The sequence below is a fragment of the Amycolatopsis sp. NBC_01488 genome (genome assembly GCF_036227105.1).
Classification (GTDB): Bacteria; Actinomycetota; Actinomycetes; order Mycobacteriales; family Pseudonocardiaceae; genus Amycolatopsis.
Map to the genome: position 1 here is coordinate 5001 of NZ_CP109434.1, position 21786 is coordinate 26786.

The 21786-nt window shown below is 70.9% G+C and carries 17 protein-coding genes and 1 rRNA gene (1 of these 18 cut by a window edge); 9 read left to right on the forward strand and 9 right to left on the reverse strand.

The annotated features are described in order from the left end of the window. The 4 genes from OG738_RS00015 to dnaE form a co-directional block, all read right to left on the reverse strand. A 16S ribosomal RNA gene (locus OG738_RS00015) occupies positions 1 to 132 on the reverse strand; it reaches 1389 nt to the left of the window's first position. 354 nt (positions 133 to 486) lie between these two features. Continuing rightward, positions 487 to 1686 (reverse strand): low temperature requirement protein A, encoded by a 1200-nt coding sequence (locus tag OG738_RS00020; RefSeq protein ID WP_329050157.1) that lies wholly within the window; start codon positions 1684 to 1686, stop codon positions 487 to 489. Positions 1687 to 2110: 424 nt separating this feature from the next. Then, positions 2111 to 3592, reverse strand: a complete 1482-nt coding sequence (locus tag OG738_RS00025) for an MFS transporter (RefSeq protein WP_329056488.1) — start codon at positions 3590 to 3592, stop codon at positions 2111 to 2113. A 108-nt stretch (positions 3593 to 3700) separates the two neighbouring features. Further along, on the reverse strand, positions 3701 to 7282 hold the full coding sequence (dnaE, locus tag OG738_RS00030) for a DNA polymerase III subunit alpha (RefSeq protein WP_329050159.1): 3582 nt from the start codon (positions 7280 to 7282) through the stop codon (positions 3701 to 3703). Between the two features lie 379 nt (positions 7283 to 7661). On the opposite strand from dnaE, the gene OG738_RS00035 reads away from it, so the two are divergent. The 5 genes from OG738_RS00035 to OG738_RS00055 all read left to right on the forward strand — a co-directional run bounded on the left by OG738_RS00035 (position 7662) and on the right by OG738_RS00055 (position 13726). Then, entirely contained in the window at positions 7662 to 8309 is a 648-nt protein-coding gene (locus OG738_RS00035; protein ID WP_329050160.1) for a FadR/GntR family transcriptional regulator, read from the forward strand. Continuing rightward, the gene (locus OG738_RS00040; protein ID WP_329050162.1) at positions 8306 to 9727 is read left to right on the forward strand and encodes an amino acid permease; all 1422 of its coding nucleotides are present in this window, start codon (positions 8306 to 8308) and stop codon (positions 9725 to 9727) included. Before OG738_RS00035 ends, OG738_RS00040 begins: the two co-directional genes overlap by 4 nt. After that, positions 9724 to 10641 (forward strand): asparaginase, encoded by a 918-nt coding sequence (locus OG738_RS00045; RefSeq protein WP_329050163.1) that lies wholly within the window; start codon positions 9724 to 9726, stop codon positions 10639 to 10641. The genes OG738_RS00040 and OG738_RS00045 overlap by 4 nt, the downstream gene beginning before the upstream one ends. Beyond that, a complete protein-coding gene (locus OG738_RS00050; RefSeq protein ID WP_329050165.1) occupies positions 10638 to 12029 on the forward strand; it encodes an aspartate ammonia-lyase in 1392 nt (463 codons plus the stop codon). The genes OG738_RS00045 and OG738_RS00050 overlap by 4 nt, the downstream gene beginning before the upstream one ends. Positions 12030 to 12100: 71 nt before the next feature. Next, complete coding sequence (locus OG738_RS00055; RefSeq protein ID WP_329050167.1) at positions 12101 to 13726, forward strand: CocE/NonD family hydrolase; 1626 nt, start codon at positions 12101 to 12103, stop codon at positions 13724 to 13726. Here OG738_RS00055 and OG738_RS00060 read toward each other — a convergent pair. Both OG738_RS00060 and OG738_RS00065 read right to left on the reverse strand, forming a co-directional pair. Beyond that, on the reverse strand, positions 13716 to 14537 hold the full coding sequence (locus OG738_RS00060) for a metallophosphoesterase (protein WP_329050169.1): 822 nt from the start codon (positions 14535 to 14537) through the stop codon (positions 13716 to 13718). The genes OG738_RS00055 and OG738_RS00060 overlap by 11 nt on opposite strands. Next, complete coding sequence (locus OG738_RS00065) at positions 14534 to 15163, reverse strand: GntR family transcriptional regulator (protein WP_329050170.1); 630 nt, start codon at positions 15161 to 15163, stop codon at positions 14534 to 14536. The genes OG738_RS00060 and OG738_RS00065 overlap by 4 nt, the downstream gene beginning before the upstream one ends. A 46-nt stretch (positions 15164 to 15209) precedes the next feature. Between OG738_RS00065 and OG738_RS00070 the strand changes: the two genes are divergently transcribed. Next, entirely contained in the window at positions 15210 to 16379 is a 1170-nt protein-coding gene (locus tag OG738_RS00070) for an aminotransferase class V-fold PLP-dependent enzyme (RefSeq protein ID WP_329050172.1), read from the forward strand. Here OG738_RS00070 and OG738_RS00075 read toward each other — a convergent pair. Then, positions 16376 to 17323, reverse strand: coding sequence for an SDR family NAD(P)-dependent oxidoreductase (locus OG738_RS00075; protein ID WP_329050173.1), 948 nt, complete (start codon positions 17321 to 17323; stop codon positions 16376 to 16378). The genes OG738_RS00070 and OG738_RS00075 overlap by 4 nt on opposite strands. 55 nt (positions 17324 to 17378) lie before the next feature. Continuing rightward, entirely contained in the window at positions 17379 to 18515 is a 1137-nt protein-coding gene (locus tag OG738_RS00080; RefSeq protein WP_329050174.1) for an acyl-CoA dehydrogenase family protein, read from the reverse strand. A 31-nt stretch (positions 18516 to 18546) separates the two neighbouring features. Here OG738_RS00080 and OG738_RS00085 point away from each other — a divergent pair, with 31 nt between their 5' ends. Together OG738_RS00085 and OG738_RS00090 are read left to right on the forward strand one after the other, a co-directional pair. Next, positions 18547 to 20034, forward strand: a complete 1488-nt coding sequence (locus OG738_RS00085) for an AMP-binding protein (RefSeq protein ID WP_329050175.1) — start codon at positions 18547 to 18549, stop codon at positions 20032 to 20034. Between the two features lie 52 nt (positions 20035 to 20086). After that, entirely contained in the window at positions 20087 to 20503 is a 417-nt protein-coding gene (locus OG738_RS00090) for a cupin domain-containing protein (protein ID WP_329050177.1), read from the forward strand. Here OG738_RS00090 and OG738_RS00095 read toward each other — a convergent pair. Continuing rightward, positions 20500 to 20964, reverse strand: coding sequence for a MarR family winged helix-turn-helix transcriptional regulator (locus OG738_RS00095; protein WP_329050179.1), 465 nt, complete (start codon positions 20962 to 20964; stop codon positions 20500 to 20502). The two genes, OG738_RS00090 and OG738_RS00095, sit on opposite strands and share 4 nt — an antisense overlap. A gap of 125 nt (positions 20965 to 21089) precedes the next feature. On the opposite strand from OG738_RS00095, the gene OG738_RS00100 reads away from it, so the two are divergent. Beyond that, positions 21090 to 21584 carry a carboxymuconolactone decarboxylase family protein gene (locus tag OG738_RS00100; RefSeq protein WP_329056490.1) on the forward strand — a complete coding sequence of 165 codons (495 nt, stop codon included), beginning with the start codon at positions 21090 to 21092 and terminating at the stop codon, positions 21582 to 21584. The last annotated feature ends 202 nt before the right edge of the window (positions 21585 to 21786 follow it).

Genomic DNA, 21786 nt, shown 5'->3' on the forward strand with positions numbered 1-21786 from the left:
CAGGGCAGATTACCCACGTGTTACTCACCCGTTCGCCACTCATCCCCCACCGAAATGGGTTCAGCGTTCGACTTGCATGTGTTAAGCACGCCGCCAGCGTTCGTCCTGAGCCAGGATCAAACTCTCCAACAATGTCTTCGAATTCAATCGAGGCAAAATACTTGCTCTCAAAGGAACCTCATACGAGGTTCAAAACAATAAGCTCTACTGGCTTAGTTCACTAGCACACTGTTGAGTTCTCAAGCAACACACTCCGAATCCGCCCGCTTTATCGGCGGCTGAGACTCTCGGCGTTTGTTTCAAGCTTTGTTCCGAGGCTAGCACCTCGGTTCAGGACCACCCACTCTACCACGTTCGTGGGAGCTTGGTTCGTGGCCCCGGCGGCCGCCCGGTTTCCCCGGCGACTTGGAGAAGTTTACATGCCCCCGAAACCCCCTCGCGCCGGGGGGTCCCTTTTATCGCGCCAGGCCGCTGACCTGCGTCGATCTACGTCCGGGGCGCCCCGTGGGTCACGACGACCGTCAGCGCGACAAGCGCGGCCGTCAGCACCGCGGCGACGTGGATCGGCGCCGGCGTGAACGACGCCGCCAGGACGAGCACCGCCGTCACCGGGAAGCCGATCGCGATCGGACGGCACTCGTTGGTCGGCCCGATGTGCAGCAGCCACACGCTGAGCAGGAAGACCGCGACCGGCAGCGTGGTCGGCACCGCCGCGGCGACTCCGCCGAGGTGCAGCGTCCCCGTGTCGTAGGCGACCGCCACCTCGAGCCCCGCTCCCACGGCCGCTGCGGAGGCGAAGACGAAGTAGTGCCCGTAGCCCCAGCTCATCGCCGTGAACATGGTCCGGCGGCGGACGAGCCGCAGGTGCCCAGGGCGGTCGAAGTACAGCCACCACATCGAGAACACCAGCACCAGCCCGGCCGCGGCCAGCGAGATCAGCGAGCCGAGGTGCCCGGGCTCCGCGGTGCCTTCCTTGATCGCGTTGGTTGCGCTCAGCACCGTCTCGCCGAGCACGATCAGCGTGAACAGGCCGTATCGCTCGGCGATGTGGTGCGGGTGCCACGTCGTTTTCGCGCGGCGCTCGGCGATCACCGGCACCGCGAGCTCGCACAGCACGACGGCCACGAACGTCACGCTCGCGAGCGACGCGGGCAGGAACAGCCGGAGGACCCAGAGCACCTGGCAGAACGCGATGCCGGCGGCGAACCGCAGCGCGGCGGGCCGGGTCTCCGGCGCCGAGCGCGCCGCCCGCAGCCACTGGGCGACCAGGGACAACCTCATCAGGACGTACCCGGCGACGATCGCGCGGAAGTCGCCGTCGAACGCGCGGTCCACCCCGGCCGCGACGGTCAGCCCGCCCGCGATCTGCACGAGCGTGGCCAGCCGGTACGGGACGTCGTCGGTGTCGAACGCCGAGGCGAACCAGCTGAAGTTCAGCCAGCCCCACCAGATCGCGAAGAACACCATCGCGAACGACGAGACGCCGTGGGCGGCGTGCCCCTCGGCCAGCGCGTGGTGCAGCGAGGCCGCGGCCTGGCCGACGGCGACCACGAAGCAGAGGTCGAACAGCAGTTCCAGGGGCGTCGCGACGCGGTGGTGCTCACCGCTGTCGCGCGACCGCATCGGCCGGTACCACACCTGGATCCGGCTTGCGGGCCGCGACGGCTGCGACGGCTGCTCGGTCATGGGGCTCCCCGCGTCTGCGTCGGACGAACGCGTCCATCCCAGCATGATCAGCGCGGCGGGGCCGCACACGACACGGGCGAAAGACGGGCGGGCCCGGTTCCCCCTCACCCGGGCCCGCCCGCTGCCGTCACGCGCCGGCGGCTGTCGATGGGCATCCCTTCCGCGACTGCCGGACGGTCCCCCGCGGACGCCGACATTCACTGGATGGAAGGTGACCGAGTGTGTCCATTCCCTCGAACTCCGGACGCCTCGATCGCTCGGGCCGGTCACCCCATCCCCGGGTGGCCGACCGATTGCCACTGTCGGTAGCCGAAGCCGCGCAGTGAAGGCTCCACTAGATCTACTCGGTGGCTCTCCGTAGCACCAGTGCCTTTCCGCGCTCGTCACTCGGATGGAGCATCGCAAATCTGCCGAAAGTAGTGTCTCAGCCCCGCTGGACGTCCGCGGCGGACGTCTCGGCTTTCCGAGCCTCGTCCTCGTCCCCGGAATGTTGCGCACGGTGGCGCCGCGCCCGGAGTTCGGCGATCGCGAGGGCCAGCGCGGTGCACGTCAGGACGGCCGCGCAGCACAGCGCGACGGTGAGCGCGAGCGGGTAGTCCTTCACCGCGCCGACGACCGTGCCGAACACCGACGCGAGCACGGCGGTGCCGATCGCCGTGCCGATCCGCTGGCCCGTCTGCAGCGCGCCGCCCGCGACGCCGGCCATCCGGACCGGCACGCACTCCAGCGTCAACGTCGTGTTCGGGGAGATCACCATGCCGCCGCCCACGCCCGCGAACAGCAGCGGCAGCGCGAACGCCCACCCGGACACCGACGGCGGGACGAGCTGGGCGAGCAGCGCCACGGCCAGCAGGCCCAGCGCGACCATGGCCAGCCCGGTGACGGTCAGCCGCCGGCCGTACGTCGGCACGAGCCGTCCGGCGACGGCCGCGGACACCGCCGACCCGAGCGCGAACGGCGTCACCGACAGCCCCGACTGCAGCGGCGTGTAGCCCAGGCCCTGCTGGAAGAACATCGCGAAGACCAGCCAGATCCCGGCGAACCCGCAGAAGTAGAGGGCGCCGACCGACGCACCGGCGGCGTATCCCGGCGTGCCGGTGAACAGCCGGGTGTCGAGCAGCGGCGTCCGGCCGCGCCGGACCACCGAGCGCTCCCAGCGCACGAACGCGAAGCCGAACACCAGCGCGACGACGAACATCCACCACAGCCGCGCGGGCCCGTCGGAGTCGGAGTCGATGACCGGGAGCAGCACGCCGAGCACGGCGACCGCGAGCAGGGCGATACCGAGGAAGTCGATCTCCGAGCGCATCCGGAACTGTTTCTTCTCGCTGCGCGGCAGCAGCCGCAGGGCCAGCGCGAACGCGACGACCCCGATCGGCACGTTGACGTAGAACACCCAGCGCCAGCCCTCCTGGGTGCCGAAGACGGCGAGGATGAACCCGCCGAGGATCGGCCCGACCGCCGTGGAGATCCCGACGACGGCGCCGAACATCCCGAACGCGCGGCCGCGCTCGGCGCCGCGGAAGAGGTCCTGGATCAGGCCGGTGTTCTGCGGCGTGAGCATGCCGGCCGCGACGCCCTGGGCGAGCCGCGCGATCACGAGCGTCGTCTCGTTCGGGGCCGCGCCGGCCAGCGCGCTCGTGACGACGAACGCCGCGAGGGCGCCGAGGAACATGGTCCGGCGGCCGAACGCGTCGCCGAGCCGGCCGCCGGTGACCAGGACCAGGCCGAACGCCAGCGCGTAGCCGGAGACGACCCAGCGGATGCCGCCGCTGCTCGCGTGCAGGCCGGACTGCATCGACGGGAGCGCGACGTTGACGATGCTGACGTCGAGCAGCCCCATGAACCCGGCCGTCAGCGAAACGGCAAGCGCTTTCCAGCGCCGGGGATCGGGTTCGTACGACATCGAAGAGCTGACCTCACGCGTGTTCACCGGCCGGGGATACCCCACCCAGCAAACACGAAAGGCGGGATCCGCGCGCGTTGTACGCCCACGGATCCCGCCCTCGGCGACTCAGGTGGAGGCAGTGATGCCCCGGATGCCCTTCAGCTCGCCGATCAGCATCGAGCTGACCTTGACCGGGTAGTCGTAGAGCGCGAAGACCGTCTGGTTCTTGCCCACCAGCTTGAGGTGGACCGGGGTCTCCCCCTTGTGGGCGAGCAGCGTGGACCGCAGCTCGCTGACCACGGACTGGTCGATCTTCTCCGCCGCCGCGAGCAGGACCAATGGCGGCTCGTCGTCGCCGTTGCCCGTGCCGACCTCGGACAGGTCCAGTGTCGCGAGACCGCCGCCGAAGACGGACATCTTGTCTTCGCGCCAGTTGACCCGGCCCTTGACCAGCACCGCGTTGTCTTCGATCAGCTCGCTCGCGAACAGCGCGTACGACTTCGGGAAGAAGAGCACCTCGAGGGAGGCGTCCATGTCCTCGACCGTGCAGATCGCCCAGGGCTCGCCCTTCTTGTTGACCCGCCGCTCGAGCGACGTGATCAGCCCGGAGATGACGATTTCGCCTTCGCGCGGCGGATCGGCGAGGATCCCGGCGATCGGCTTCGGGGCGTGCTTGCGCAGGATCCGCTCGGCGCCGTCCAGCGGGTGGGCCGAGACGTACAGGCCGAGCATCTCGCGTTCGTAGGCGAGCAGCTGCTTGCGCGGGTACTCCTCCTCGCCGAACTTCAGGTGCGCGAGCGGCGACGAGGCCACTGTTTCATCGTCGTCCCCGCCGAAGCCGAAGAGGTCGAACTGGCCCATCGCCTCCTGGCGCTTGAGCGGGACGACGGCTTCGACCGCGTCCTCGTGGACCTGGATCATCGACAGCCGCGTGTGGCCCAGCGAGTCGAACCCGCCGGCCTTGATCAGCGACTCGATGACCCGCTTGTTGCAGGCCACGAGCTCGGACTTGTCGAGGAAGTCGATGAAGGAGGCGTACTTCCCCTTCTCCTCGCGGGTCTTGATGATCGACTCGACGACGTTCGCGCCGACGTTGCGGACGGCACCCAGCCCGAAGCGGATGTCCTCCCCGACGGCCGCGAACCGCAGGGCCGACTCGTTGACGTCCGGCGGGAGCACCTTGATGCCCAGGCGGCGGCACTCGGACAGGTAGACCGCCGACTTGTCCTTGTTGTCGCCGACCGACGTGAGCAGGGCCGCCATGTACTCGGCGGTGAAGTTCGCCTTGAGGTACGCGGTCCAGTAGGAGACCAGGCCGTACGCGGCCGCGTGGCTCTTGTTGAACGCGTAGCCGGCGAACGGGAGGATCGTGTCCCAGAGCGCCTTGACGGCCTCGGCGGAGAACCCGCCCGGGACCAGGTCACTGGCCTTCATCCCGGCCTCGAAGCCCTCGTATTCGAGGTCGAGGACTTCCTTCTTCTTCTTGCCCATCGCGCGGCGGAGCACGTCCGCGCGGCCCATCGTGTAGCCGGCCACCTTCTGGCCGATGTGCATGATCTGCTCTTGGTACACGATCAGGCCGTAGGTGTCGGCCAGGATCTCGCGCAGCGGCTCGTCGAGCTCCGGGTGGATCGGCTTGACCTTCTGCCGGTTGTTCTTCCGGTCCGCGTAGTCGTTGTGCGCGTTCATGCCCATCGGGCCGGGGCGGTACAGCGCGCCGACCGCGACGATGTCGTCGAAGACCGTGGGCTCCATCCGGCGGAGCAGGTCGCGCATCGGCCCGCCGTCCAGCTGGAACACGCCGAGCGTGTCGCCGCGGGCGAGCAGCTTGTACGTCTCCGGGTCCTCGACGCCGAGGGTGTCGAGGTCGATGTCGATTCCGCGGTTGGTCTTGATGTTGTCGATCGCGTCGCCGATGACCGTGAGGTTCCGCAGGCCCAGGAAGTCCATCTTCAGCAGGCCGATGGCCTCGCACGACGGGTAGTCCCAGCCGGTGATGATCGAGCCGTCGTCACGCTGCCAGAGCGGGATCGCGTCGGTCAGCGGGTCGCACGACATGATGACCGCGCAGGCGTGCACGCCCGCGTTGCGGATCAGGCCCTCGAGGCCGCGGGCGGTCTCGAAGATCGTCTTGCACTCTTCGTCGGTCTCGACCAGCGCGCGGACCTCGGCGGCCTCGCCGTAGCGCTCGTGCTTCGAGTCGACGATGCCCGAGAGCGGGATGTCCTTCGCCATGATCGGCGGCGGCAGCGCCTTGGAGATCTTGTCCGCGATCGCGTAGCCGGGCTGGCCGAAGTGGACCCGCGCGCTGTCCTTGATCGCGGCTTTGGTCTTGATCGTGCCGAAGGTGATGACCTGGGCGACCTTGTCCGCGCCGTACTTGTCGGTCGCGTACCGGATCATTTCGCCGCGGCGGCGGTCGTCGAAGTCGATGTCGATGTCGGGCATCGAGACGCGCTCGGGGTTGAGGAACCGCTCGAACAGCAGCTTCTGCGGGATCGGGTCCAGGTTCGTGATGCCGAGGACGTACGCGACGAGCGAGCCGGCGGCCGAACCACGGCCGGGGCCGACCCGGATGCCGACGCGGCGAGCGTAGCTGATGAGGTCGGCGACGATCAGGAAGTAGGCCGGGAAGCCCTTCCCGATGATGACGTCGAGTTCCTTGTCGATGCGCTCCTGGTAGCCGTCCGGCGCGCCCTCCGGGAATCGCCACTTCATGCCGCGCTGGACCTCTTCGCGCAGCCAGCCGCCCTGGTCGTAGCCCTCGGGCACCTCGAAGAACGGCAGCCGGTCCTTGTGCGCGTACACCTCTTCGTACGACTCGACGCGCTCGGCGATCATCAGCGTCGTGTCGGCCGCGCCCGGGACCTCCTTGTCCCAGTACTCGCGCATGTCGGCGGCGGACTTGAGGTAGTAGCCGTCGCCGTCGAACTTGAACCGGGTCGGGTCGTTGAGGGTCTTGCCCGCCTGGACGCACAGCAGCGCCGAGTGCGTGTCCGCCTGGTCCTTGGTGACGTAGTGCGAGTCGTTGGTGGCCAGCGGCTTGAGGTCGAGCAGCCGGCCGACCTCGAGCAGGCCCTCGCGGACCGACCGCTCGATCGGCAGGCCGTGGTCCATCAGCTCGAGGAAGAAGTTGTCCGCGCCGAAGATGTCCTTGTAGTCGGACGCGGCCTGGATCGCCGCCTCCTTCTGGCCCAGCCGCAGCCGGGTCTGCACCTCACCCGACGGGCAGCCGGTGGTCGCGATGATGCCGGCGTGGTTCTCGGCGATCAGCTCGCGGTCCATCCGGGGCTTGCGGTAGTAGCCCTGCATGCTGGCAAGCGAGGACAGCTTGAAGAGGTTCCGCAGGCCGGTCGCGTTCGCGGCGAGCATGGTCATGTGCGTGTACGCACCGGCGCCCGAGACGTCGCCGCCCTCGCCCAGCTCGTCGGAGCCGCGCTGGTTCGACTGGCCCCAGAAGACCGGCTTCTTGTGGAACCGCGACTCCGGCGCGACGTACGCCTCGATGCCGATGATCGGCTTGAGGCCGTGCTTCTTCGACTGCTGGTAGAACTCGTCGCCGCCGTACATGTTGCCGTGGTCGGTCATGCCGACCGCGGGCATGCCGAGGCGCGCCGCCTCCGCGAAGAGGGGACCGATCTTCGCCGCACCGTCGAGCATCGAGTACTCGGTGTGGACGTGCAGGTGGACGAAGGAATCGTTCGACACCAGCGAAAACCTCCCCTGTGTGGATGGGTCCGGCGCGCCCGGGTCCCCCAGCCTATCCCGCACTCGCCGGGCTCGATTGTGCGCCTCTGGAGCCCGCACCGGGTGGCGCGACGCGCCACCGTTTCGGGCAGTGATGATCACGGTGCGGCCGGCGGGCACGGGGCGCGGTCGGGTGGTCACCCGGCGACGCCCGACGCGTTGCGCATCGGGGCCGGCCGGGTTCGCACCCCGATCGGACGCGCACGAACGGACCGGTGAGCTGAGCCACACCGACGTCTGCTCGCGTTGACAGGCGCCGGGCGGGACACCGAGCATCCCTTCCATGAACCTGTCTGACAGCCAGACAGCCGGACAAGGTGGTCCCCGGCGGGTCAGTGCCATGGAGGCCGTGCTGGCCCACCTGCGGCAGCTGATCGAACGCGGCGACTACCCCGTCGGCGCCAAGCTGCCCTCCGAAGCGACCCTGAGCAGGGAGTTCGAGGTCAGCCGCTCGGTCATCCGGGAAGCGCTGCGCGGCCTGCAGGCGCTCGGCATGACCGAGTCCAAGACCGGCAAGGGCACCTTCGTCACCGCCACCGGGCCCGCCGACAACCCCACCTTCGGGCCCTACTCCGCCCGCGACCTCATCGAGGTGCGCCGGCACGTCGAAATCCCCGTCGCGGGCTACGCGGCCGTGAGACGGAGCCAGGACGACCTCGACCTGCTCGGCCACCTCGTCGAGCGGATGGACGCCGAGACCGACAACACCGCCTGGGTCGCGCTCGACTCGCTCTTCCACATCACCATCGCCCAGGCCTCGGGCAACCCCGTCTTCGGGAAGGTGATCGAAGAGATCCGGGACGCGCTGGCCCGCCAGTCCGCCTTCCTCAACCAGCTCGGCGACCGGCGGCGGCAGTCGAACGTCGAGCACCGCGAGATCGTCACGGCCATCGAGAGCGGTTCCGAAGAGCAAGCCGTCGAGGCCATGACCGCGCACCTCACGCACGTCGAAGCCACTCTCACCAGCATCGTGAACGGGGACCAGTGACCGAGCAGACCCTCACGGCCACGACCGCGGACGCGGGCGACGCCGGCTACCGCAAGGCCCTCAAGCCCCGGCACGTGAACATGATCGCGATCGGCGGCGCGATCGGCACCGGCCTCTTCCTCGGCGCCGGCGGGCGGCTCGCCCAGGCCGGGCCGGCCCTCGCGATCGTCTACGCCGTGTGCGGGCTCTTCGCCTTCTTCGTCGTCCGCGCGCTCGGCGAGCTGATCCTGTACCGGCCCTCCAGCGGCGCCTTCGTCTCCTACGCCCGCGAGTTCATGGGCGAGAAGGGCGCGTACGTCGCCGGCTGGATGCACTTCCTCAACTGGTCGACCACCGGCATCGCCGACATCACGGCCATCGCGCTGTACGCGCACTTCTGGTCGTTCTTCTCGCCGATCCCGCAGTGGGTGCTGGCGCTGATCGCGCTCGCCGTCGTGCTGACGCTCAACCTCGTCTCGGTGAAGCTGTTCGGTGAGATGGAGTTCTGGTTCGCCATCGTCAAGGTCGCCGCGCTCGTGCTGTTCCTGGTGATCGGCATCTTCCTGCTGGTGACGCAGACGCCGATCGACGGCACCGCGCCCGGCCCGCAGCTGATCACCGAGCACGGCGGGATCTTCCCCACCGGCCTGCTGCCGATGGTGCTGATCGTGCAGGGCGTCGTGTTCGCCTATGCCTCAGTGGAGCTGGTCGGCGTCGCCGCCGGCGAGACCGAGCACCCGGAGAAGATCATGCCGAAGGCGATCAACTCCATCATGTGGCGGATCCTCGTCTTCTACGTCGGTTCGGTCGTCCTGCTGGCAATGCTGCTGCCGTGGAGCTCCTACACGAAGGACCAGAGCCCGTTCGTCACCGTGCTCTCGCACCTGGGCGTGCCCGCGGCCGACAGCGTGATGAACCTGGTCGTGCTCACCGCCGCGCTGTCCAGCCTGAACTCCGGCCTCTACTCGACGGGCCGGATCCTGCGGTCGATGGCCAAGGCGGGCTCGGCGCCGAAGTTCACCGGCGTGCTGAACCGCAACCAGGTGCCCTACGGCGGCATCCTGCTGACCGCGTCGGTCTGCGTGCTGGGTGTCGGGCTGAACTACCTGGTGCCGAAGGAGGCCTTCGACATCGTGCTGAACTTCGCCGCGATCGGCATCCTGGCGACCTGGGCGATCATCGTGCTCTGCCACCTGCTGTTCGTCCGCAAGACCCGGCGCAACGGCCTCGAGCGGCCCGCGTTCCGGCTGCCGTTCTCGCCGTACACCGAGATCGCGACGCTCGTGTTCCTCGCCGCCGTCGTCGTGCTGATGGGCTTCGACGAGACCGGCCGGATCACCCTGCTGGCGCTCCCCGCGATCGCCGTCGCGCTGGTCGTCGGCTGGTTCGCCGCCCGCAGGCGGATCGACATGCGCGCGTTCGACGAGGAGGGCATGTGACCACCGAACCCCTGGTCGAGCTGGTCCGCGACGGCATGGTCGAAGGCGGGCACCACGGCTCGGCGATCGTGCTCGCCCCGGACGGCACCACGCGCTTTTCCGCGGGCGACCCGGACGCGCCGATGTACCCGCGGTCGACGGCGAAACCCTTGCAGGCCACGGCGATGGCGCGACTCGGGCTGCGCCTGTCCCCCGCCGGGTTCGCCGTCGCGGCGGCCAGCCACTCCGGCGAGCCGATGCACCTCGACGCCGTCCTGGACGTGCTCGGCGGACGCTCCCCGGACGCGCTGGGCAACCCCGCGGACTTCCCGTTCGACCCGGTCGAGCGCGACCACTGGATCGCGGCCGGGCGGGCTCCGGGCAAGCTCGCGCACAACTGCTCCGGCAAGCACGCGGCGATGCTCGCGACCTGTGACCTGAACGGCTGGGCGGCCGAGGGCTACCTCGACCCGGCCCACCCGCTGCAACGCGCGATCGCCGCGACCGTCGAGGACCTGACCGGGCACGGCATCGAGCGGGTCGCCGTCGACGGCTGCGGCGCACCCCTCTTCGCGACGACGCTGCGCGGTCTCGCCACCGCCGTTTCGAAGATCGCCACGGCCGCGCCCGGGACGCCGGACCACCTGGTCGCCGACGGCATCCGACGGCACCCGGAGCTGGTCGGCGGCAGCCGCCGCGACGTCACCGCCGTCATGCGCGCGGTGCCGGGGCTGCTCGCGAAGGACGGCTTCGAGGCCGTCCAGGTCGCCGCCCTGCCGGACGGCACGGCGATCGCGTTCAAGATCGCCGACGGCGGTGACCGGGCGCGCTACCCGGTGCTGGCCGCGACGCTGAAGCTGTGCGGCATCGACGTGCCGCCCGGGCCGGAAAACCTGCGCGTGACCGGAAACCTTTCGGTGGGGAGCCTCCTGTGACCACTCGTCGCGAACACGACCTGCTCGGCGACAAGGACGTCCCCGCCGGCGCCTACTGGGGCGTGCACACCGCCCGCGCCCGCGAGAACTTCCCCATCACCGGCACGACGATCGCCGCCTACCCGCACCTCGTCGAGGCGCTGGCCGCGGTGAAGGAAGCCGCGGCACGCGCCAACGCCGAGCTGGGGCTGCTCGACCCCGAGATCGCCGATGCCATCGGAAAAGCCTGCCGGGAGATCCGCGCAGGCGCGCTGCACGGCGAGTTCGTCGTCGACGTCATCCAGGGCGGCGCCGGGACGTCGACCAACATGAACGCCAACGAGGTGATCGCGAACCGCGCGCTCGAGCTGCTCGGGCACGCCAAGGGCGACTACCACGTCGTGCACCCCAACGAGCACGTCAACCTCGGGCAGTCGACGAACGACGCGTACCCGACCGCGGTCAACGTCGCGACGATCATCGCGGTGCGCGAGCTGTCCGAAGCGATGGTCGTGCTGGAGAAGGCGTTCGCCGCCAAGGCCGTCGAGTTCCACGACGTGCTGAAGATGGGCCGCACGCAGCTGCAGGACGCGGTCCCGATGACGCTCGGCCAGGAGTTCGGCACCTACGCGGTGATGCTCGGCGAAGACCGGCTGCGGCTGAACGAAGCCGTCGCGCTCCTGCACGAGATCAACCTCGGCGCGACCGCGATCGGCACCGGCCTCAACGCCGCGCCGGGGTACGCCGAGGCCGCGTGCCGGCACCTGCGCGAGATCACCGGGCTGCCCGTCGTCACCGCCGCGGACCTGGTCGAGGCCACGCAGGACTGCGGCGCGTTCGTGCACCTGTCCGGAGTGCTCAAGCGCATCGCGGTGAAGCTCTCGAAGAGCTGCAACGACCTGCGGCTGCTGTCGTCCGGCCCACGCGCCGGGCTGAACGAGCTCAACCTGCCGCCGGTGCAGGCCGGGTCGTCGATCATGCCGGGGAAGATCAACCCGGTGATCCCCGAGGTGGTCAACCAGGTCGCGTTCGAGGTGATCGGCAACGACGTCACCGTGACGATGGCCGCCGAGGCCGGCCAACTGCAGCTCAACGCGTTCGAGCCGATCATCCTGCACGCGCTGTCGGAGAGCATCACGCACCTGGGCGCGGCCTGCCGGACGCTCGCCACCAAGTGCGTCGAGGGGATCACGGCGAACGTCGACGTCCTGCGTTCCTCCGTCGAGAACTCGATCGGCCTGGTCACGGCGCTGAACCCGAGCATCGGCTACGCGGCCGCGACCGAGATCGCGAAGGAGGCCCTCGCCACCGGGCGCGGCGTGGCCGAGCTGGTCGTCGAGAAGGGCCTGATCCCGGCCGAGGAGCTGGCCAGGCTCCTGCGGCCCGAGACGCTCGCCCGGGTGCGCTAGCGGGGCGGGCACGCCCGGCAGCCGGTATCGTCGATCCGGAAGGTAGGACTCCACTTCGGAAGGCGGCGCCCGTGCTGGACCGACTTGTCGACAGGATGCTCGGGCTCCCCCGCTCCGAAGGGCCGAAGCCGGTCGTGACGCGCGACCTGACCGTGCCGATGCCCGACGGCGTCACGCTGCTCGCCGACCGGTACGCCCCGGCCGGGACGACGTCGGCGCCGGTCGTGCTGATCCGCACGCCGTACGGGCGCAAGGGCATCCTCTCGAAGCTCTTCGGCGACACCTTCGCCCGGCACGGGCTGCAGACGGTCGTCCAGAGCACGCGCGGCTCGTTCGGCTCCGGCGGCGAGTTCCGGCCCTTCCACCTCGAGCGCGAAGACGGCGTCGCGACCGCCGAGTGGCTGCGCGCGCAGCCGTGGTGCGACGGCAACCTCGCCATGGCCGGCGCCAGCTACCTCGGGCACACGCAGTGGGCGGTCGGGCCCTACCTCGACCCGCCCCTGGCCGCGATGTGCCTCGGTGTCACGGCGTCGGAGTTCATCTCGACGTTCTACCCGGGCGGCGTGCTCGCGGCGGACAACATGGTGTCGTGGTCGGCGATGATCGGCCGCCAGGAAGAGCGCTTCGCCGCGCTGCCGAACCCGCTGCAGAAGCGCAAGACGCGCAAGGCGATGTCGTTCCTGCCGCTGAGCCGCGCCGACGTCGCCGCGATCGGGAAGCCGGTGCAGTTCCTGCAGGACATCACCGAGCACTTCGTGCCCGAAGACGACTACTGGGCGATGTCCGACCACAGCGCCGAAGTCGCGAAGCTCGACATCCCGGTGTCGATGGTGACCGGCTGGTACGACCTGTTCATCGGCTCGCAGCTGCGCGACTTCCGGCTCCTCGCCGAGGCGGGCAAGACGCCACGCATCACGATCGGGCCGTGGGCGCATGGCGAGCCCGCCAGCATGGGCCCGATGATCCGGGACCAGCTGGGCTTCCTGCGCGCCCACCTGCTCGGCGACCGGACGCAACTGCAACGCGCGCCGGTCCGGCTCTTCCTCCAGGGCGCCGGCACCTGGCTGGACTTCGAGTCGTGGCCGCCGCCGTCGACGGCGACCGCGTCGCACCTGCGGCCGATCGGCGGGCTCGGCGAACAGGCCGGCGACGAGGCGCGGCCGACGACGTTCACCTACGACCCGGCCGACCCGACGCCGTCGGTCGGCGGGCCGCTGCTGACCGGCGACTGGAAGCAGAAGGACAACCAGGAGGTCGAGGCGCGCCCGGACGTCCTGGTGTTCACCGGCGAGCCGCTGCCGTCGGACCTCGACGTCATCGGCGAGGTGGCCGCGACCGTGCACGTGCGCACCGAGCTGCCGCACGCCGACGTCTACGTCCGGCTGTGCGACGTCGACGCGAACGGGGTCTCCCGCAACGTGACCGACGGGATCCTCCGGCTGCGGCCCGGTTTCCCGTCAGCGGACGCGGACGGCGTCGTGACGGCGGAGGTCGCGCTGGACCCGACGGCCTACCGCTTCCGCCGCGGCCACCGGCTGCGCGTCCAGGTGGCGGGCGGCGCGTTCCCGCGCTTCGCGCGCAACCACGGGACCGACGAGCCGATCACGTCGGCGGTGCACGGGAAGCCGAACCGGTTCGAGGTGTTCCACGACGCCGCCCGGCCGTCGAAGATCACGCTGCCGGTGTTCAGCAGCTGACCGTGCGGTGGTGGCTGGTGACGCGGCCGTCGTCGTGCAGGACGTGCAGCAGCAGCGAAGGCGGCCGCTCGTAGTCCAGCGGCCCGCCTTCGTCCCAGCCTCGGTCGGCACCCGGCTCGACCGGCAGCAGCGACTGCGACACCACGCCCGGCGCGATGCGCAGCGGCACGCCGGCGAACGTCGTCGACGCGCCCGTGTGCACGTGCCCGGCCAGCAGCGCCACCACGCGCGGGTGGCGGCCCAGCACCGCCGCGAGCCGGTCCTCGCCCGATTGGCGGATGGCGTCGACCAGCGTGACGCCCACCTCGACCGGCGGGTGGTGGAACGCGACGAACGCCGGGCCGTCGCCGCCGGCGAGCGTGTCGTCGAGCCATTCCACCGTCGAATCGGCCAGGAACCCCGCGCCACGGCCGGGGATCGTCGAATCGCAGAGCGCGAACAAGACTCCGCCTACTTCCCGCACGGCGTCGATCGGATCGTCGGAGGCGGGAAGACCGTGACGACCGGGGCTTCGCCCCAGGCCGGGGGCTCCGCCACCCGGAACCCCCGAAAGGCGGCTGAGCAGCCCGGTGCGGAACGCCGCGCGGACGTCGTGGTTGCCCGGGCACACCAGCACCGGGGCCGGGTGCTTCAGCAGCTCGGCGGCGCGCGCGTACTCCGACGCCGCGCCGTGGTCGGCGATGTCGCCGGTGACGACGACCGCGTCGATCGGGCGGGCCAGCCCACCGAGCCACGCCATCACGGCGGCGACGCGGTCTTCGGCCCGCTGCCCGCCGTCCAGGTGCAGGTCACTCAGGTGCGCGATGATCACCTTTCGTCCTTCCCCAGGTACGCCAGCGCTTTCACCCAGTTGCGGACCAGCACCGCGGACGCGGCCGGCAGGTCGCCGTCGCGCAGGGCGGCGGCGATCCGGCGGTGCTCGCCGATGCTCTCCCCGGCCCGGCCCGCGCCGCCGAAGTACTGCGATTCGTACCGCTTGAGCAGCGGCCTGGTCTGCTCGATCAGCCGCAGCAGGTGCGGGTTCGGGCACCGGGACAGCAGCAGCACGTGCCACCGTTCGTCCACTTCGGACAGATCGGTGTCGGCGGGCGCCGCGGCCATCTCGTCGGCGACGGCGTCGAGCGCGTCGGGCAGCCCGGCCAGCTCCAGCGGCGACGTCCAGCGCAGGGCGAGCGCTTCGAGCTCGGCCACGAGCGGGTAGAGGCGGCGGGCCTCGTCGAGGTCGAGCGGCGGCACCAGGAACCCGCGGCCCGGCGCGGAAACGAGCAGGCCGCGGTCGGCGAGCCCGATCAGCGCCTCCCGCAGCGGCGTCCGGCTGACGCCCAGCTCGCGGGCCAGGTGCACCTCGTTGAGGCGGGCGCCGGCGGGCAGGCGGCCGTCCAGCACACGGGCGGTGATCTCCTCGATGAGGTCGCTGCGCAGCGGGGTGCGGGCCATGGCGGGCAGTATTGCATACAGAACACCGCTACTGTATTCAGTTCACATGACCTTCGACGTCGACCGCGCCCGCCGTGAAACGCCCGGCTGCGCCGAAGTGGTCCACTTCAACAACGCCGGTTCCGCGCTCCCGCCGTCCGTCGTGACCGACACCGTCGTCGACTACCTGCGCCACGAAGCGCTGGTCGGCGGGTACGAAGCGGCCGCCGAGGCGGCGGACCGGCTCGACGCGGTGTACGCGTCGGCGGCGCGGCTCGTCGGCGGCGAACCGGACGACATCGCGCTCACCGACAACGCGACCCGCTCGTGGCAGGCGGTGTTCTACGCGCTGCCGTTCAAGACCGGCGACCGGATCCTCACCTCCCGAGCCGAGTACGCCAGCAACGCCATCGCGTTCCTGCAGGTCGCCAAGCGCACGGGCGCGGTCGTCGAGGTGATCGGGGACGACGAGTCGGGGCAGCTGGACGTCGAACAGCTGCGGCGGCGCGTCGACGGCGACGTCAAGCTGATCGCCGTCAGCCACGTGCCCACCCAGGGCGGGCTGGTCAACCCGGCCGAGGAGATCGGCGCGGTCGCGGAGGCGGCGGGCATCCCGTTCCTGCTCGACGCGTGCCAGTCGGCCGGCCAGGTCGACCTCGACGTCACGCGCCTGAAGTGCGACGCGCTGTCGGCGACCGGCCGCAAGTACCTGCGCGGCCCGCGCGGCACCGGGTTCCTCTACGTGCACCCGCGGCTGCGCGAGCACCTGGAGCCCGCGATGCTCGACCTGCATTCGGCGAGCTGGGAGTCGCCCACGGAGTACGTCGTCGACCCGACTGCCAAGCGCTTCGAGGTGTGGGAGCGCGACTTCGCGGCGGTGTTCGGCCTCGGCGCCGCGATCGACTACGCGCTCGAGTGGGGCCTGCCCGCCATCGAAACGCGGGTCGCCGCACTGGCCGCGACGCTGCGCGCCCGGCTCGCCGACGCCGGGGCGCGCGTGCACGACGTCGGCGCCCGCAAGTGCGGCATCGTGACGTTCAGCGTCGACGGCACCCCGGCCGAGGCGATCAAGGCCCGGCTCGCGGAGGCGACCATCACCACGTCACTGTCGACGCGGACGTCGGCCCAGTTCGACTTCACCGCGCGCGGCCTGCCGGACCTGGTGCGGGCGTCGGTGCACTACTACAACACCGACGACGAGATCGACCTGCTGATCCGGCAGGTGGAGAAGCTCTAGAAGGCGGTCACCCCGGTGAGCTCCGCGGACACGGTCCACAGCCGCTCGGCCTGCGCGGGGTCGATCGCGTAGCCCTTGACCCCGGTGCGGCCGCCGTCGGCGGGCGCGGGCTCGGCGATGTCGCAGTCCTCGAGGTAGACGCCGCCGAGGCCGTCGAGCTGCGGGGACGTCGCGGCCCAGACCTGCGTCGCGGCGCCCTGCTCCGGCGTCTTCGCGCCGCCGGTGACCTGGCCTTCCGCGTCGACCATGCCGGCGTCGACCAGTTCCTGCCGGTCGAGGTAGCGCACCAGGTCGGTGAGGATGCGGCCCGGGTGCAGGGCGAACGCGCGGACGCCGTGCTCGCGCGCCAGCTTGTCGAGCTGGACCGCGAAGAGCACGTTGGCCGTCTTCGCCTGGCCGTACGCGAGCCACTTGTCGTAGCCCTGCCGGAATTCGAGGTCGTCGAAGCGCACCGGGCCGAAGTGGTGGCCGCGCGAGGACACCGAGACGACGCGCGCACCGGAGGTGAACGCGGGCCACAGCCGGTTCACCAAGGCGAAGTGGCCCAGGTGGTTGGTCGCGAACTGCGCTTCCCAGCCCGGCCCGACGCGCGTCTCCGGCAACGCCATGATCCCGGCGCTGCCGATGAAGATGTCGATCCCACGTCCGGAAGCGAGGAACCGCTCGGCGAACGCGCGGACGCTGTCCAGGTCACCGAGGTCCAGCTCGTCGACCTCGACGTTTTCGAAGCCCCGCAACGCTTCTTCCGCCGCGGCGCGGCGGCGGGCCGGAACGACGACGTGCGCGCCGGCGGCGGTCAGCGCCCGCGTCGTCTCCAGGCCGATGCCGGAGTAGCCGCCGGTGACGATCGCGAGCTTGCCGGTCAGGTCGAGGCCGGCCACGACCTCGGCCGCCGTCGTGGTGGCGCCGAACCCCGAACCGATCTTGTGCTGTGCAGTGGTCATCCCCCGACGCTACGAGCTGGAGTGAACTCCAGCGCAACTCCGAGTGACGCAGGGATCAGTCCTTGAGCAGCTGGCGCGCGATCACGAGCTTCTGGATCTCGCTGGTGCCCTCGTAGATCCGGAACAGCCGCGCGTCGCGGTAGATCCGCTCGACCGTGACGCCGCGGACGTACCCCATGCCGCCGTGCACCTGCACCGCGCGGTCGGCGACGCGGCCGAGCATCTCGGTGCAGAACAGCTTCGCCGACGACGGCCCGAGCTTGCGGTCCTCGCCCGAGTCGTACTTCGCGGCGGCTTCGTGCGCCATCGCGCGGCCGGCCGCCAGTTCGGCGTGCGACTCCGCCAGCAGCGCCTGGACGAGCTGGTACTCACCGATCACCCGGCCACCCTGACGCGCCGTCCGCGCGTACTCGACGGCTTCGGCGAGCGCGCGCTCCGCCATCCCGACGCACAGGGCCGCAATGTGCAGCCGGCCGCGGGCGAGCGAGGCCATCGCGATGCCGAAGCCCTTGCCTTCCTCGCCGATCAGCGCATCGGCCGGCAGCTCGACGTCGTCGAAGACCACCTCCGACGTCCACGCGCCGGCCTGGCCCATCTTGGCGTCGTGCGGGCCGACCGTGACGCCGTCCGCGCCCGCGCACACCAGGAACGCCGAGATCCCGCGGCTGCCCGTGCTGTCGGGGTCGGTGCGCGCGAACACGACGAAGACCTCGGCCAGGGGCGCGTTGGTGATGAACCGCTTGGTGCCCGAGAGCCGGTAGCGGTCGCCGTCGCGGACCGCGCGGCTGGTCAGGCCGCCCGGGTCCGAGCCGGCCTCGGCCTCGGTGAGCGCGAACGACGCGATCGCCTGGCCCGCGGCCAGCCGCGGCAGCCAGCGGGTGCGCTGGTCCGGCGTCCCGTAGTGCACGATCGCCTGGCCGGCGATGCCGTTGTTGGTGCCGAACAGCGACCGGAACGCGGGCGTCGTGTGGCCGAGCTCGATCGCGAGCCGGACATCCTCGGCCATGCCGAGGCCGAGGCCGCCGTACTCCTCGGGCAGCGCCCAGCCGAACAGGCCCAGCTCGGCGGCCTTTTCCCGGATCTCCGCCGGGATCTCGTCGCGTTCGTCGATCTCCGCCTCGCGCGGCACGACCTCCTTGCGCACGAACTCCCGCACCGCACCGAGCACCTGCCCGAAAAGCTCCGCGTCCATGCGTCGCACGGTACCCGGTAGCGTGCGGGGCGTGAGCACCTTCTTCGACGTCGCCGAGCAGCACCCGGACCGGCTCGCGGTGCTCGCGCCCGACGGGACCACCGCGACCTTCGGCGAGCTGGCCGCGCGGGCGAACCGCCTGACGCACGCCCTGCACCGGCTCGGCCTCGGGGCGGGCGACGGCGTCGTCGCGATCGTCCACAACGGACTCCCCTACTTCGAGCTGCTGTTCGCCACGCTGCAGGCCGGGATGTACTTCACCCCGGTCAACTACCGGTCGTCGCCCGCCGAAATCGCCTACGTCGTGGAGAACAGCGGCGCGCGGGTCGTCGTCGCCGACGCGGACATCGCGCGCGAATGCGACCTCGACCTGCCGCGGTTCGCCGTCGGCGCGGCCGACGGCTGGGGCGACTACGCGTCCTGGGGCGAGGACGAGCCGTCGACGCCACCGGAGCCGCGGACCGCGGGCCAGACGATGCTCTACACGTCGGGCACCACCGGGCGGCCCAAGGGCGTCCGGCGCGCGCTCAGCGGGAAACCGCCGTCGCTGCACCCGATCCACCGCGACCTGCTGGCGATGTTCGACGTCGAGCCGGGGCCGGGCGTGCACCTGGTGGCCTGCCCGCTCTACCACGCCGCACCCGGCTCGTTCGCCGTGAACGCGATGCACCTCGGGCACCGCGCGGTGCTGATGGACCGCTTCGACGCCGAGGAGACGCTCCGGCTCATCGAAGAGCACCGTGTCACCGACACGCACCTCGTGCCGACGATGTTCCACCGGATGCTGCGGCTGCCCGACGACGTCCGCGCGCGGTACGACCTGTCGAGCCTGACCAGCGTGATCCACGGCGCGGCGCCCTGCCCGCCCGAGGTCAAGGAGCGGATGATCGCCTGGCTCGGCCCGGTGGTGCACGAGTACTACGGCGCGTCCGAGGGCCTGATCTGCGGCGTCACCGCCTCGGAGTGGCTCGAAGCGCCGGGTACCGTGGGCCGGCCGCTGACCGGCGTGCAGGTGAAGATCCTCGACGACGACGGTTCCGCGGTGCCGGACGGCGAGCCGGGCACGCTCTACTTCAGCTCCGCCCACACCGCGCTCGACTACCTCGGCGACCCGGAGAAGACCGCGGCCGGCCGGTCCGGCGAGTACATCACCGTCGGCGACTTCGGGTACCGCGACGCCGAAGGCCGCGTCTTCCTGCTCGACCGGCGGACCGACCTGATCCTCTCCGGCGGCGTCAACATCTACCCCGCCGAGATCGAGGCGCGGCTGCTCGGCCACCCGGACGTCGCCGACGCGGCGGTGGTCGGCGAGCCGGACGAGGAATGGGGACAGCGGGTCGTCGCCGTCGTCGAGCCGGTCCCCGGCGTCTCCCCGGACGACGCCCTGGCCGCGCGCCTGGCCGAGCACTGCCGGGCGGCGCTGGCCGGGTTCAAGACGCCGAAGCGGTTCGACTTCACCGATCGCCTGCCACGCACCGAATCGGGCAAGATGATGCGGCGCACCCTGCGCCGGGACTGACTGCCCGATCGGCCGCCCCCAGGGTCACGGCGGTTCGCGGTAGCTTTTGCCCATGCGCAAGCCGATCACCGTGACCCTGGCCGCCGTCGCGGCCGCCGTGCTGCTGCCCGCGACGGCGTCCGCGACGCCCGGCAGCGGCGTCACCGGCACGATCCTGACCCAGAAGACCATCGGCCACACCGACTACACGCTGCGGGAGATCACCATCCAGCCCGGCGGCTACACCGGCTGGCACTTCCACGACGGCACGCTCTACGCGTACGTGAAGGCCGGGACGCTCACGCACAACATGGCCGACTGCAGCCTCGACGGCGTCTTCGGCACCGGGCGCGCGTTCACCGAGAAGCCGGACCAGGTGCACATCGGCCGCAACCTCGGGTCGACGCCGCTGGTGCTGGACGTCCTGTACGTGCTCCCGGCGGGCAGCCCGCTGTCGGAGGACGCGCCGGACCCCGGCTGCGGCTTCTAGCTGGAGAACCAGCCCGCCGCGTCGAGCCGGTAGGCCGCCGGGCCGACGACCGCACGCAGGTCGGTCTCGAGCGCGGTCATCCGCTCGGCGCCGACCGTGCGGGCCCAGTCTCGTCGCAGATCGTCGAAGATTTCCGCGGACTTCGTCAGCGCGTCGACGCCGTGCGCGGTGAGCCGCACGATCTTGCGGCGCGCGTCGTCCGGGTCGTCGGCGCGCTCGGCGTACCCGAGTGCCTCGAGCCGCTCGACCGTCTTGCCCGCCGCCTGCTTGGAAACGCCGAGCCGGCGGCCGATCTCCGACGCCGTCGCGCCCCGGACCCCGATGGCCTGCATCGCGAAGCCGTACGACGGGCGGACGTCCGGGTGCCCGCGGCGCGCGAGCTCGGCGTGGAGGCGGTCGATGAGCGTGCGGAACCCGCCGAAGAGCAGGAAGGGCAGCTCGTAGCCGGGCGCGTCGGTCATCGCCCCTTGCCCTTTTCGACAACCAGGTTTACGGTTCCGACAACCACATTGTCGATCCTACGTCTGGAGCCGTCTTGTTCCCCGATCACACCCCGGAGTCTGCACCCCCGGCCGCCCGCCCGGCGATGGCGGCCACCGCGAAGAAGTTCGGCCGGGTCCCGGCCGCCGTCGCGCGCCTCGCGACGTCGCCGGAGCTGCTGAACGGCTTCCTGAAGCTCAACGCGATCTTCGAGTCCGCGACACTGCCGGCGCTGGACCGCGAAGTGCTGGTCATGACGGTGGCCGCACGCAACGGGTGTCACCTGTGCGTGGCGATGCACACGGCGACCCTGCACGGCCTTTCGGCTTCACCCGAGCTGGTTTCGGCACTGCGGGCGCAGTCCGCCCTGCCCTCGCCGCAGCTGGAGGCACTGCGGCGGTTCGTGCTGACCGTCCTGGACACGACGGGCGACGTCCCGCCCGCGGAGCTGGCCGCTTTCACCGACGCCGGCTACACGGCCCGGAACGCCCTGGAAGTCGTGCTGGGAATCGGGACGTACACGCTGTCGACATTCGCGAACCGCCTGACCGCGGCCCCGCTCGACGAGGCCTTCGCCGGCCACGCCTGGCACGCGGCGTGAAGCCCGTGGGGGCCGCCTTCACCGGCGGCCCCCACCCTTCTGGAACGGCGTGGTGCCCGCCGGCACCGCGGTCGCAGGTCAAGCACGACGTCATCATCCGCGTTGTCGAGATCCGACCACAGGTCGCGGAAATTGTTGGCACCGGAGCAAAACGCAGCAAGCGGTAGCGGGTGATCGGCCGCCAGGATCCCGCCCAGGCCGC